The organism is Thalassospira sp. CH_XMU1448-2, assembly GCF_037027285.1.
Taxonomy (GTDB): domain Bacteria; phylum Pseudomonadota; class Alphaproteobacteria; order Rhodospirillales; family Thalassospiraceae; genus Thalassospira; species Thalassospira profundimaris_C.
In genome coordinates this window covers 112,339-124,763 of sequence record NZ_JAYMEA010000001.1, presented here as the reverse complement: position 1 = coordinate 124,763, position 12,425 = coordinate 112,339, and the positions used below count along the sequence as shown (strand labels likewise).

At 54.6% G+C, this 12,425-nt stretch carries 13 protein-coding genes; 6 read left to right on the top strand and 7 right to left on the bottom strand.

What is annotated here, in order from left to right:
• Positions 1-16: 16 nt before the first annotated feature.
• The 4 genes from WA318_RS00600 to WA318_RS00585 all read right to left on the bottom strand — a co-directional run bounded on the left by WA318_RS00600 (position 17) and on the right by WA318_RS00585 (position 2,492).
• On the bottom strand, positions 17-742 hold the full coding sequence (locus tag WA318_RS00600; protein ID WP_114096176.1) for an LrgB family protein: 726 nt from the start codon (positions 740-742) through the stop codon (positions 17-19).
• A complete protein-coding gene (locus tag WA318_RS00595; RefSeq protein ID WP_336079481.1) occupies positions 739-1,107 on the bottom strand; it encodes a CidA/LrgA family protein in 369 nt (122 codons plus the stop codon). Before WA318_RS00595 ends, WA318_RS00600 begins: the two co-directional genes overlap by 4 nt.
• A 254-nt stretch (positions 1,108-1,361) precedes the next feature.
• The gene (gene arsC, locus WA318_RS00590) at positions 1,362-1,694 is read right to left on the bottom strand and encodes an arsenate reductase (glutaredoxin) (protein WP_336079480.1); all 333 of its coding nucleotides are present in this window, start codon (positions 1,692-1,694) and stop codon (positions 1,362-1,364) included.
• A 90-nt stretch (positions 1,695-1,784) separates the two neighbouring features.
• Positions 1,785-2,492, bottom strand: coding sequence for a regulatory protein RecX (locus WA318_RS00585; protein WP_336079479.1), 708 nt, complete (start codon positions 2,490-2,492; stop codon positions 1,785-1,787).
• 94 nt (positions 2,493-2,586) lie between these two features.
• Between WA318_RS00585 and WA318_RS00580 the strand changes: the two genes are divergently transcribed.
• The 5 genes from WA318_RS00580 to WA318_RS00560 all read left to right on the top strand — a co-directional run bounded on the left by WA318_RS00580 (position 2,587) and on the right by WA318_RS00560 (position 7,592).
• Complete coding sequence (locus tag WA318_RS00580; protein ID WP_114096172.1) at positions 2,587-3,381, top strand: ABC transporter permease; 795 nt, start codon at positions 2,587-2,589, stop codon at positions 3,379-3,381.
• A 246-nt stretch (positions 3,382-3,627) separates the two neighbouring features.
• Complete coding sequence (locus tag WA318_RS00575; RefSeq protein WP_336080432.1) at positions 3,628-4,785, top strand: aspartate aminotransferase family protein; 1,158 nt, start codon at positions 3,628-3,630, stop codon at positions 4,783-4,785.
• 24 nt (positions 4,786-4,809) lie between these two features.
• Positions 4,810-5,727 carry an ornithine carbamoyltransferase gene (gene argF / locus WA318_RS00570; RefSeq protein ID WP_114096170.1) on the top strand — a complete coding sequence of 306 codons (918 nt, stop codon included), beginning with the start codon at positions 4,810-4,812 and terminating at the stop codon, positions 5,725-5,727.
• A 148-nt stretch (positions 5,728-5,875) separates the two neighbouring features.
• Positions 5,876-6,835, top strand: a complete 960-nt coding sequence (hslO, locus tag WA318_RS00565; RefSeq protein WP_114096169.1) for an Hsp33 family molecular chaperone HslO — start codon at positions 5,876-5,878, stop codon at positions 6,833-6,835.
• A gap of 160 nt (positions 6,836-6,995) precedes the next feature.
• On the top strand, positions 6,996-7,592 hold the full coding sequence (locus WA318_RS00560; protein ID WP_336079475.1) for a hypothetical protein: 597 nt from the start codon (positions 6,996-6,998) through the stop codon (positions 7,590-7,592).
• Between the two features lie 86 nt (positions 7,593-7,678).
• Here WA318_RS00560 and WA318_RS00555 read toward each other — a convergent pair whose 3' ends face one another.
• The 3 genes from WA318_RS00555 to WA318_RS00545 form a co-directional block, all read right to left on the bottom strand.
• The gene (locus WA318_RS00555) at positions 7,679-8,533 is read right to left on the bottom strand and encodes a universal stress protein (protein WP_336079473.1); all 855 of its coding nucleotides are present in this window, start codon (positions 8,531-8,533) and stop codon (positions 7,679-7,681) included.
• 30 nt (positions 8,534-8,563) lie between these two features.
• Positions 8,564-10,054 carry a SulP family inorganic anion transporter gene (locus WA318_RS00550; RefSeq protein WP_336079471.1) on the bottom strand — a complete coding sequence of 497 codons (1,491 nt, stop codon included), beginning with the start codon at positions 10,052-10,054 and terminating at the stop codon, positions 8,564-8,566.
• Positions 10,055-10,345: 291 nt separating this feature from the next.
• Complete coding sequence (locus WA318_RS00545) at positions 10,346-11,335, bottom strand: AraC family transcriptional regulator (RefSeq protein WP_336079469.1); 990 nt, start codon at positions 11,333-11,335, stop codon at positions 10,346-10,348.
• A 94-nt stretch (positions 11,336-11,429) separates the two neighbouring features.
• Between WA318_RS00545 and WA318_RS00540 the strand changes: the two genes are divergently transcribed.
• The gene (locus WA318_RS00540; RefSeq protein WP_114096163.1) at positions 11,430-12,407 is read left to right on the top strand and encodes an SDR family NAD(P)-dependent oxidoreductase; all 978 of its coding nucleotides are present in this window, start codon (positions 11,430-11,432) and stop codon (positions 12,405-12,407) included.
• Positions 12,408-12,425: the final 18 nt, after the last annotated feature.

The following is a 12,425-nucleotide window of genomic DNA, read 5'->3' as shown; positions in this document are numbered from 1 at the left end:
TCACCCGGATCTTTTTCTATCCAAACATCCAGTGCCACAGGAACGGGATGGTCAGGGCGGTGGCCATGGTGTTCAGGCCCATGGCAAGGCCGGAAAATGCGCCTGCGGTTTCATTGACCTGAAAGGCGCGTGCGGTTCCGATTCCGTGTGCTGCAACACCCATGGCAAAGCCGCGCGCACGCCAGTCCTTGAGCCGGGCAAGGTTCATCACCGTCGGGCCAAGGGTTGCGCCAACGATGCCGGTTGCAATCACGCAAACGGCGGTCAGGGCAGGTACGCCGCCAATTTCCTCGGCAATGCCCATGGCAACCGGGGTTGTCACCGATTTCGGGGCCAGCGACGCCAGGGTTTCGGGGCTTGCGCCCAGTGCCCATGCCAGAATGACGGTACTTGCACTGGCGACCAGTGATCCGAACAGCACACCGAACGCGATTACCGGCAGGGCACGTTTAAGCGTCGCGGTCTGGCGAAACAGCGGGACGGCCAGTGCTACGGTCGCCGGACCCAGCAGGAAGTGCACGAACTGTGCGCCTTCGAAATAGGCAGCATAGGGCGTGCCGGTCAGATGAAGCACAAGCGCAATCAGGGCAATGGCAATCACCACCGGGTTACATAGCGGGTTACGGTTGCTTTTCTGATAGAGCCAGAAGCCGATGGCATAGGCGACAAGCGTAATGGTCAGGCCAGTCAGCGGCTTGGTCGACAAATAAACCCAAAGCTGGGTGATATCGGTCTCGTTCATTGCACGTCCTCCGCCTTTTCAACCGTTTCCTGTTTGGGGAGCAATTTCGACATCAAAAGTGCGGTCAAAACCATTGCCAGCAAGGTCGAGATGATCAGGGCCGCAGCAATCGGCAACCAGTCGCCTTTCAGACGATCAATCTGGGTGACAACGCCAACACCGGCCGGGACAAACAGCAACGAAAAATGGATCAGAAGGTTATCGGCGGCATCTGTCAGAATCTTTGGCGGTTTTCGTTTGATCAGAAGGCCAAAGAATAACAGAACCAGCCCGATGACCGGGCCGGGAACCGGCAAGTCAAAAAGCTCCGAGACCACCTCGCCAAAAAGCTGGCAGACAAGGATCAGGGCAAATGCAGCAATCATGAACGACCTCCCCACAGGTGTTTTGATTTGATGTTATCTGCAACACATAATGCCTGTGAGGGTGTTCGACTTTTATTAATTACGAAAAACGCCCGTGCCGGACCGGCACAGGCGTTTGAAATTGCGGTGATTTATACTGCGCTCAGGCTTGCCGACATTCAGTGCTTGAGGCCAAACAGGTTCCCGCTTGCGCGGGAACGACGGGGTCGGTCGGCCGTCCTACCCGCAAAGGCGGGCATCCATGCCTCATGCGATCACAGGATTTCCAGTACATTTTCCGGCGGACGGCCCAGAGCCGCCTTGTCGCCATTGATAACAATCGGGCGTTCAATGGCGCGCGGATGGGCGCAAAGGGCTTCGATCAGGGCGGTGCCGGTCAGATCGGCAATGCCTTCTTCGCGAGCTTCTTTCTGGCGCAGGATGTCTTCGGGCTGCAGGCCAAGTTTGGCGAGGATATCGGAAAGTTCCTTTGGGCTTGGCGGGGTATCAAGATAGGTGATGATTTCGGGCGTGATACCCTTTTCCTCGATCAGGGCAAGGGTCTGGCGCGATTTCGAGCAGCGCGGATTGTGATAGATGCGGACCATCTTGGGGGCTCTCCGAATCAAAAACTGAATGTCCCTTGATAGCGGGCATTTGCCGATCAGGCAATTCCGGCGCCGTCAAACCGGGTGCGATCAAATCCCGTCGATCATTGAAAGCAGATCATTAAGCTCATCAAGGTCACTATTGATGATACGGGTTGCGGTGTCATAGCCAAATCCCTGCCGGGCAAGGGCAGCCATGTCCTTTTCCCGCTTTTCCTCGCGGATATCGGGTCTGCGCCATGGGCCAAGACGACGGCGTCTGGCATAGGCAGCGGCGGCGGCAATATTGGGATCGGTGCCGCGGACTTCTTCGTAGGCGGCCTGATAGGCCTCGGCCCGAAGATCGCGGATGGCGTCATCGATCTGATCCGATGCGATGCCGCGTGCGGACAAATCCGCGGCAATGACGCGCATCGCCTTACCCTTGCGCAAGAGCGATCTGGCACGGCCGCGTGCATAGGCGTCATCATTGATGAAACCGGCCTTCTCGCAGGCTGACAGAACGGAATTCATCCACCCGATGGCCTCATCGGGATCGGTGCCATATTCGGCAACAGACAGGCGGATTTTACCGCGCATCAGTTTTTCAAGCCGGGCACGGGACGCGGCAAAGCGTTCAAGATACCAGGTGGCATAATTCATCAGATAGTCACGGGTGACTTTGCGCGGACGTTTGGGGTCGCGCTTTTTGTCTTTGCTATTTTTACCGCCAAAACTGGTAAAACGGGCATTTCCCGCAGGCTTTGTGTCGGTGCCTGGCGCCAGTGTTTCCGGGCTTTGATGCTGTTTATCGACCATATCAGCCAAAATGAATGAATACGCACCCTTGCAAGGAGACCCCCACTCTCCCTATTTTACGCGCAATTGTCTGCATTTTTCCGAAGGAAGTTCTATGAAAGAGTTAGCCCCACGTCAGATGGGCGCGGTCAACTGGCTTGGTCTTTGGACACTCTATGCCAAAGAAGTCCGTCGGTTCCTCAATGTGCATCTGCAAACCGTCGGTGCACCGGTTATCACCAGTTTGCTGTTTCTGGCCGTCTTCCTGCTGGCCCTGGGCCGGGCGGTTGAAACCGTAAACGGTATTCCGTTTGCCACCTTCCTTGCGCCGGGTCTGATCATGATGACCATGGCACAGAACGCTTTTGCCAATACATCGAGCTCGATCATGATCTCGAAGGTACAGGGCAATATCGTCGATGTTCTGATGCCGCCGCTTTCAGCCGGTGAAATGGTGGCTGGCTTTGCCTTTGGTGCGGTGACCCGTGGCATTGTGGTCGGTCTTGCGACTGCGATTGGCATGGCGCTGTTTGTTGATGTCAGCATCCATAATATCTGGGCGATCCTGTATTTCGGGATTTCGGCATCGCTGATGCTGGCTCTTCTGGGGATTGCCGGGGGTGTCTGGGCCGAGAAATTTGACCATATCGCCGTTGTCACCAACTTTGTCGTCACCCCGCTTTCGTTCCTGTCCGGTACTTTTTACAGTGCCGAGAATTTGCCAGAAGCGGGCAAGATTCTGGTTCATTTCAACCCGTTCTTCTACATGATTGACGGGTTCCGTTATGGCTTTACCGGGATTTCGGATGGTACGGTCATGACCGGTGTCATCGTGCTTGCGGTGGTCAATGCGGTGCTTTGGGTGCTGTGCTATCGCATGATCAAAAGCGGCTACAAACTCAAGGCATAATCGCCTGCCAAAGCCGCCATTGGCGCAAAATCACATCAAAAGGACAGCATTCAAAAGTGGATGCTGTCCTTTTTCATTTCCGCTCTCATTCTGTTATCGCCGGTCTAAGGGGTTTTTGGGACGTTGACAGGGTCAAGGAATCTCTTGATACTCCCCGGCTTCCCGGTATTCTGCCGGTGTTGACCAACTGGTCAACAAACCAATTTTTACCCTAATCAAGGAATTAAAGAAGTGATTACTCCCGTCATGCCGACCTATGCGCGGGCCGATTTGGCCTTTGAGAAAGGTGAAGGACCTTATCTCTATGCGCAGGGCGGCCGACGATTCCTTGATTTCGGGTCGGGTGTTGCCGTCAATACCCTTGGCCATTCGCATCCGCATCTGGTTGCCATGCTGACCGAACAGGTTGGCAAGCTTTGGCATACCTCAAACCTGTACCGTATTCCCGGTCAGGAAAAACTGGCCGAGCGTCTGGTTGCCAATACCTTTGCCGATACGGTGTTTTTCTGTAACTCCGGTGCCGAGGCCAACGAGGCGGGCATCAAGATGCTGCGTCGGTATCAGCATGTATCGGGTAATCCGGAAAAGAACCGCATTCTGGTCGCGACCAATGCGTTCCATGGCCGGACCCTTGGCACGCTGACCGCAGGTTACAGCGACAAGTACCGCGAAGGTTTCGGACCAATGCCCGAGGGCTTTGATCGCGTCGCCTATGGCAATCTCAATGAATTGCGCAATGCGATTACGCCCAATACCGGTGGTATCCTTCTGGAGCCGATCCAGGGTGAAGGCGGCATTTGCCGTCCGCCGGAAGGCTATCTTGAAGGGGTGCGCAAGGCAGCTGACGAGTTCGGCATGCTGGTGATGTTTGACGAAGTCCAGACCGGTGTTGGCCGTACCGGCAAGCTTTTTGCCTATGAATGGTCCGAAATGACCCCGGATATCATTTCCTCGGCCAAGGGCCTTGGCGGTGGTTTCCCGGTCGGGGCACTTCTGGCGACGGAAAAGGCCGCTGCGGCCCTTCCGGCGGGCATGCATGGTTCGACTTTTGGTGGCAATCCGCTTGCCATGGCAGCCGCCAATGCGGTGTTGGACGAAGTTTTGAAACCCGGCTTCATGGACCATGTTCTGGACATGAGCCAATTGATCCGCGATGGGCTTGACGCCATTGCCCGGAAACATCCGGGCTTCATCGAGGAAATCCGTGGCATGGGTCTGTTGTTGGGCATGAAGACTGTCCCGACCAATGTCGATGTTGTCGCCAAACTGCGCGAGCTGAACCTTTTGACAGTTCCGGCCGGCGATAATGTGGTGCGTATTCTGCCGCCACTCAACATCACCAAATCCCATGTTGACGAAGCGCTTGCTGCCATTGAAGCAGCAGCCGCAGCTCTGGCGAAATAAGGGCGCAGGAAGGAAGACTTAGCTATGACTGATATCCGCCATTTTCTTGATCTCGACAAACTGCCGTCGGGAACATTGAAAGATATTCTCGCCCTTGGCGATTCGGAGAAGGCCGGTAATGCCCCGTTCGGTGCAAAGCCGCTTGCGGGCAAGACGCTTGCGCTGATTTTTGAAAAACCGTCGACCCGTACACGCGTTTCGTTTGAAGTCGGGATGCGCCAGCTTGGTGGCGATGTGGTTATTCTTGATGCGGAAAGCAGCCAGCTTGGCCGTGGTGAGACCATTGCCGATACGGCACGCGTTCTGTCGCGTTTTGTCGATGCGATCATGATCCGTACGACGGATGAATCGAAGCTTTTCGAAATGGCGAAATATGCGACGGTTCCGGTGATCAACGGTCTGACCGATCAGAGCCACCCGTGCCAGATCATGGCCGATCTGATGACCATCAAGGAACATAAGGGCAAGCTCGAAGGCCTGAAGTTCGCCTGGATCGGCGATGGTAACAATGTGTCGGCATCCTTTATTCATGCGTCGCCGAAATTCGGCTTCTCGCTTGATCTGGCCTGCCCGGCGGGTTATCGCCCCAATCAGGGCCTGATTGAAAGTGCCAATGCCGAAGGTGGCAAGGTGCGCATGACCGATATGGATAGCGCCCTTGAGGGTGCTGACGTGGTTGTGACCGATTGCTGGGTTTCGATGGGTGACGAGGATTATGACGCCCGTATGGAGGCCTTGGCACCTTATCAGATCAATGCAAAGACCATGGCACAGGCCAAGGATGATGCGATCTTCATGCATTGCCTTCCTGCACACCGGAATGAGGAAGTCACCGACGAGGTGATTGATGGTCCGCAATCGGTCGTCTTTGACGAAGCTGAAAACCGTCTGCATGCGCAGAAAGGGGTTCTGCTATACTGCTTTAACGGCTTGCCTTCCTGAGTCTTGCGCCTAAATAAGACGCAACGAAATTGAAAAGGGCGGCTGTTGCCGCCCTTTATTATGGCAGTGGGCAGGGGGTAAAGCACCTCGACTCACGGGGTTGGTATTGTTATACGGCCCCAAACATGCAAAACACCGGAAGCCGAACATGCAGATCGCAGTCGATTTTTGCCAGCCTTTCACGCTGGATCATTCCAATATCCGTGGCCGCTTTGCGCGGCTTGGACCGACGGTGCAGACCATTATCGGCCAGCACAATTACCCGCCGCTTGCCAATCATCTTCTGGGCGAGATTATCGGGCTTGCGGTGCTGCTGTCATCGTCGCTGAAATATGAGGGGCTTTTTACCCTTCAGACGTCGTCAGACGGCCCGATCAGCATGATGGTGGTCGATGTTGACAGCGACGGGAATGTGCGTGCCTGCCTGCGCGTCGATGAGGCCCGCCTGAATGCCATGATCGCCGAGGAAGAAGGCGGCGAGGATGCACTGCGCGGCAAGGTCCTGAAACTGATGGGACGCGGCCATATCGCCTTCACGGTCGATCAGGGTGGCAGTCATGACCGCTATCAGGGCATTGTTTCACTGGAGGGCGAAACGCTTTCGGAATGTGCCGAAGCCTATTTCCGTCAGTCCGAACAGCTTGAAACATCGTTCAAGCTTGAAGTTCATTCTGGCGAAACCACGGCGGATTGGTGGGTTGGCGGCTTGTTCCTGCAGAAAATGCCGGTTAGCGCATCGGGCGATGCCGCAAACCCGGAACAGGCCGAAAAGATTGCCGAAGACTGGAACCGTTCGACCATTCTGATGGCCAGTGCGACTGAAAACGAACTTGTCGATATCTCGCTTTCGGCCCATGACCTGATCTGGCGTCTGTTCCATGATGAGGAGCCGCGTGTTTACGAACAGGCGAACCTTCAGTTCAAATGCCGTTGTTCGCGCGAGAAAATCGAAGGCGCGCTTGCGTCCTATCCGCTTGAGGAACTGCTTTCGATGCGCGAGGAAGATACCGGCGAAGTCGGCGTTTCCTGCCAGTTCTGCAATGCCCATTACGGCTTTAGTGAAGCAGACCTGCGTGCCCTTAAGGCAGAGAACACGCCGTCGGAGTAATCCAAAGGCCCTTGTTAAATTTCAGGCAGTTAGGCCGTCATAGCCTTGCCTTAATCATCTTGCAACGTCACCATGGCTATAAACGCCGTGGTGGCGTTTTGTTTTGGCACTTTATACGTTGTTTTCGGCATCTGAATAAAAGGCAGGGGAGTTTGAAGTCATGAAGCTTTTGTCCATCAATGGTCTGCGTACCGTGGTTGCGGGTGCGGCACTTGCCCTGATGGCAGCCTGCACCAGTGCACCGGTGGCAAATTACCCGGATGTGACATGGCGGCACCTGACGCCGATCGTCTTTGCCGCAGGCCCGATTGAAAAGGTTGCCGCCTGGAGCAATACCGAAGACGGATCGATTGCATCAGACCTGCCATTCAGCCTTGGCAATATGGCGATGAATTGGCCCGATGACCGCATCCAGACTGCGGGCACCAGCGATATGCTGCGCTATTCCGTGACCGAGGCATCCGTGATCTCCAGCGCCCTTAAAACCACCAAGGGAATCAAGGGGGTCTTTACTGATGACCAGTCCGACAAGATCGAGCTGAAAGTCGCTGCCAAGCTTGAACTTCTTGATGCCAATGGCGTTCAGAAGGGCGAAGTACAGGCAATGGCAGCACGGTCTCGCACGCTTTCGGAATCGATGTCGGTCTCGGAACGTGAGCAGGCGATCTATGACGCGACCGCTGCCCTTCTGATGGATCTGGATCGCGAACTTGAACGCCAGATCAACGCCAATCTTGGGCGTTTTATCCTGCATTGATCGGGATCAGAATAATTGTATGACAAAAGCCCGGCAGATGAACTGCCGGGCTTTTTATTTGTCTGATGATTGAAGTTCGCGCTGACCTAGCGGAACATCATCACCGGCACATGGCAGGACCGGACCATTTCGGTGGTGGTGCTGCCAATGATCAGGTTGCGGATCCGCGAATGGCCATAGGCCCCCATAACCAGAAGACCGATGTCATCGGCCTCGATCTTTGCCTTGATCACGTCTTCGGGCTCGCCCGATGCAAAGCCGGCATCAACGCTATAACCTGCATTGCGTAGAATGGCAGCGGCCTGATCAAGCTTTTCCTGCAGGATATCGGTGGCTTTGCCAACCGACAGAAGCGTGCAGGGCAGATCGGCAAACAGTTTGCCCGCTGCAATGTGGCGCACGGCCTTCATCACACTTTCGCCGCCATCAAAGGCAATCAGGAACTTGTTGATCGGCTTGAACGCGCGGGATGCGACCAGAACAGGTTTGGTGGCGGCACGCACCACACGTTCAAGGTTTGATCCCAGATGCAGCTTGGCGAAATCGGCGGCTTCACCGCGTTTACCAACCACAATCAGGTCCGCATCGCCTTCAAATTCGGCAATGGCTTCGACCAGATCACCGTGGCGCAGCTTGGTGCCGACATTGGCAAGACCGGCTTCTGCAAGTCCGGTTTTGGCGTCTTCAAGCAGCAGGCGACCGCGTTTGAGTTCGAGCTTGTTTTTCTGCTCGTCAAGCTCGGCCAGTTCATTGAGCAGGGCGGTACGTGCGCCAAGCTTGAGATTGCCGCTCAGATCAGCGGGTTCCGAGCTGACTGAACGACGACCAAGCACATGCATCAGTTCAACCGATGCATCGGTGCGTTCGGCCACCCAGCGCGTCAGGTCACAGACACTTTGCGAATAGCCCGAGCCGTCAATCAGTGCGATCAGATGTGTCATGGATCGTTTCCCTTTTTCCGGTCAGTGGCCTTAATGGCCCATCAGGCGTTCAAGCGCGCCGGGCTTGTCGTGGATGGCCAGTTTATCGACAATTGTCTCGCTGGCTTCATTGAGACCGATCAATTCGACCTCGGCCCCTTCACGGCGGAATTTGAGCACGACCATATCAAGGGCGGCAACACTTGAAATGTCCCAGATATGCGCGTGGCTGACATCAATCGTCACTTTATCAAGGGCTTCGCGGAAATCGAATGCCTTGGTGAAGTCTTCGACCGAGGCAAAGAAAATCTGGCCACGGACTTCATAGGTGCGATGGGTATTATCAGCTGAAAGCGTGCTGGTGATGCGGAAAATCTGCGCGATCTTCCAGGCAAAGAAAATGCCCGAAAGCAGCACACCGATCAGAACGCCGATGGCAAGGTTGTGCGTGCCGACAACCGTGATCACGGTGGCCAGCATCACGATGGACGAGCTGCGCGGATGTTCGCGCAGGTTTTTGATCGAGGACCAGCTGAATGTGCCGACCGATACCATGATCATGATGGCAACAAGGGCAGCCATCGGAATGATCGCGACCAGATCGCCAAGCACCACAATCAGGATCAACAGGAAGATACCGGCAAGGAAGGTAGACAGACGGCAACGGCCACCGGATTTGACGTTGATTACCGACTGACCGATCATCGCACAACCGGCCATGCCACCGATGAAACCGGTAAAGAAGTTGGCAATCCCCTGACCATAGCATTCGCGTGTGCGGTTGGACGTCGTGTCGGTCAGATCATCAACGATCTGGGCAGTCATCAGACTTTCAAGCAGACCGACCGCCGCGACCGCCGCCGAATAGGGCAGGATGATCAGGAAGGTATCAAGGTTCAGCGGCACGTCCGGCAGATAGATCGCCGGGAAGGCATCAGGCAGGGCGCCCATATCGCCAACAGTGCGCAGACCACCATCAATGAACAGCGAAATGATGGTCAGAACGATGATGCAAACCAGCGGCGACGGGATGATTTTGGTGATGCGCGGGAACAGGTAAATGATGCCAAGGCCGCCCGCGACCATCACATAGGTCATGTTTGACACACCGATCAGTTCGGGCAACTGGGCCATGAAGATCAGGATTGCCAGGGCGTTCACAAAGCCGGTCATCACCGATTTCGAAACAAAACGCATCAGATTGCCGAGCTTGAACGCCCCTGCCAGCATCTGGATCAGACCGGCAAGAATGGTCGCCGCCAACAGATAATCAAGCCCGTGCTCACGTACCAGCGAGCCCATCAGAACCGCGGTCGCCGCCGTTGCCGCCGAAATCATGCCCGGACGCCCACCAAAGATCGCGGTGATGACCGCAATCGAGAAGGAGGCATAAAGCCCGACCTTGGGGTCAACACCGGCGATGATCGAGAAGGCAATGGCTTCCGGGATCAGGGCAAGGGCGACCACAAGGCCCGAAAGCACGTCGCCGCGAATGTTGCCAAGCCACTCAGCCCGCAAACGCGGAAGCAAATCGGTATTCACAGACTCTCTCCAGTCACTATTTCGTTTTGTCACGCCATGCGGCGGACAAGCAATTCATTGGCATTTCAGAAAATTCTTTGGGCGGATTGCTGTTTCATCACTGCCGCGCAGACAACATGGGCACCGAAATTTTTCAGGCTGGTCGCAGGCAGGAATTTATTGAAACAGTTCTTACATCGGCCCGGTGTCCGTCACAGGAAGATCAATATTGCTGCGTCGCAGCGGGGTTTTCTTATAGCAATTCCATAATTGACACAACCGGCAATTTCCCGGCGGCAGGTTTGCAAGAGGTCAGGAGGCAAAGCCGACATGGTCGGGGAATGGCATTTTATTTGCCCAATCGGTCAGATCCAGCGGCGCTGTTTTGTTTTCGCTGCGGTAGTTCCGCGGAGCGGTACCAATAACCTGTTTGAATGCGGTGCTGAAGGCGCTTTCCGAGGTGTAACCCAAAGACAGGGCAATCGTCGCGATTGTTTCATTGGTGTCGCGTAAAGCTTGTTCAGCGAGGCGCATGCGCCAATTACGCAGATAGCCAAGTGGCGTGACGCCAACCGTTTTGCGAAAACGTTCTGCAAATCCGGTGCGGGACATGCCGACTTTATGAGCGAGTTCTTCGAGTTGCCATTGGTAAGCCGGATCGTCGTGCATCAAGTGCAAGGCAGGTGCGATGTGTTTATCGGCCAAACCCCGCAGCCAGCCCACCGGGATCATGTCACATTGTTCGATATAGGCACGCAAGGATTGTACGAAAACAAGCTGCGCCAGTTGCGTGCTGGCGATCTGGCTGCCGATCTTTTCGTTTGCCATTTCCCGTGCAAGATGCTGAAGCAACCAGGTGATCGTCCCCGCCGCACTGTTGCTCGCCGGGATCAGGAGTTGTTTTGGCAGGGCATTGACGAGGATATCTCGACCGATCTGATTAAAATCAATATGGCCACCGATTAAATAGAAATCGATGTCCTGGCCGATCGTCAAGATATTGTCAGCTTTTTCCCCTGATCGAAAAACGGAACTGATTTCAACAGGGGTCACATCAGGATCGCTGAAGATGGTGAATCCAGTCGCGCCATTTAACAGCAAGACATCACCGCATTCGAGCGTAATGAGACCCGGATCATCGAAGAACCGCAATTGAGCACAACCTTCGACAATGGCGATGAATTTCAACTTGGTTGGCGGTGGAAACGAGAACCCCCAGGCGCCACCAATCTTCAATCCGCCCGAAAGAATGGCAGTTGCATTGACAAGCTTCAGAGAGCTTGAGAGTGGATCACCTATCATTTTGTACGATCTCGAAAGTTTAATGTACCAATTATTATTAATAGTACAATTGAGATGCATTACAAAGGGGCTTGTTCACAAAGGAGATCCCTAGATGACAGAACAGGCACCACTTCAGAGCAAATTTGGCGCAGCTTCGACGGCTGCTGAAATTATCCAAGGTCACAATCTTTACGGAAAAGTCGCGGTGGTGACGGGCGGTTATTCCGGCATCGGTTTAGAAGTTGCCAGACTTATGGCCCAGGCCGGTGCGAAGGTTATTTTGCCCGCCCGCAATCCTGAAAAGGCACAAACTGCAATCGAGCCTTATGCGGATCTGAACATGGAAATTGTTCCGATGAACCTGATGGATCCAGAGTCAATCACGGCATTCAGCCAATGGTTTGCGCAGACGGGTCAGTCCTTGGATATTTTGATCAACAATGCGGCCATCATGGCTTGTCCGTTGATACGTGATGACCGGGGGTTTGAAGCACAGTTTTCAACCAATCATCTTGGACATTTTCAGCTGACTGTCGGTTTGTGGCCTGCGTTGCGAATGGCAGGTACGTCGCGCGTGGTGACGGTTTCTTCACGCGGCCATTTCCGTGGTCAGGTCGATTTTGACGACCCGAACTTCATGTCCCGGGCATATGACCAATGGGAAGCCTATGGACAGTCAAAATCTGCGAATGCGTTGTTTGCGATGGCAGTTGATCGGCGTGGGCAATCAGATGGTATCCGGGCGTTTTCGCTGCATCCGGGCGGAATTGTCAGTACCAATCTGGCACAGTTCATGACGGATGACCAAATCAAGGCAACAGGGTTTGTCGACGATAACGGAATACCCATCATCGATCCGGAAAACGGTAAAAAGAATATATACCAGGGAGCGGCAACCACAATGTGGTGCGCTATCAGCCCTGAGCTTGAAGACAAAGGCGGGGTTTATTGCGAAGATTGCAACATTGCGCCGATAACAATTACGGATCAGGGCGTACGTAAAGGTGTGCGGCCCTGGGCGTGTGACGCCGACATTGCCGAACGTCTTTGGAAGCTTAGTGAAGAATTGACCGGCTTTGGTCTTTCGTAACGCGCTTGTCGATGATGG

Bases quoted from the DNA above. Each gene is read 5' to 3' on its own strand.
- WA318_RS00545 (WP_336079469.1), bottom strand. From the start codon at position 11,335: ATGATAGGTGATCCACTCTCAAGCTCTCTGAAGCTTGTCAATGCAACT.
- WA318_RS00600 (WP_114096176.1), bottom strand. From the start codon at position 742: ATGAACGAGACCGATATCACCCAGCTTTGGGTTTATTTGTCGACCAAG.
- WA318_RS00560 (WP_336079475.1), top strand. From the start codon at position 6,996: ATGAAGCTTTTGTCCATCAATGGTCTGCGTACCGTGGTTGCGGGTGCG.
- WA318_RS00555 (WP_336079473.1), bottom strand. From the start codon at position 8,533: ATGACACATCTGATCGCACTGATTGACGGCTCGGGCTATTCGCAAAGT.
- argF (WP_114096170.1), top strand. From the start codon at position 4,810: ATGACTGATATCCGCCATTTTCTTGATCTCGACAAACTGCCGTCGGGA.
- hslO (WP_114096169.1), top strand. From the start codon at position 5,876: ATGCAGATCGCAGTCGATTTTTGCCAGCCTTTCACGCTGGATCATTCC.
- WA318_RS00580 (WP_114096172.1), top strand. From the start codon at position 2,587: ATGAAAGAGTTAGCCCCACGTCAGATGGGCGCGGTCAACTGGCTTGGT.
- WA318_RS00540 (WP_114096163.1), top strand. From the start codon at position 11,430: ATGACAGAACAGGCACCACTTCAGAGCAAATTTGGCGCAGCTTCGACG.
- WA318_RS00595 (WP_336079481.1), bottom strand. From the start codon at position 1,107: ATGATTGCTGCATTTGCCCTGATCCTTGTCTGCCAGCTTTTTGGCGAG.
- WA318_RS00575 (WP_336080432.1), top strand. From the start codon at position 3,628: ATGCCGACCTATGCGCGGGCCGATTTGGCCTTTGAGAAAGGTGAAGGA.
- WA318_RS00585 (WP_336079479.1), bottom strand. From the start codon at position 2,492: ATGGTCGATAAACAGCATCAAAGCCCGGAAACACTGGCGCCAGGCACC.
- arsC (WP_336079480.1), bottom strand. From the start codon at position 1,694: ATGGTCCGCATCTATCACAATCCGCGCTGCTCGAAATCGCGCCAGACC.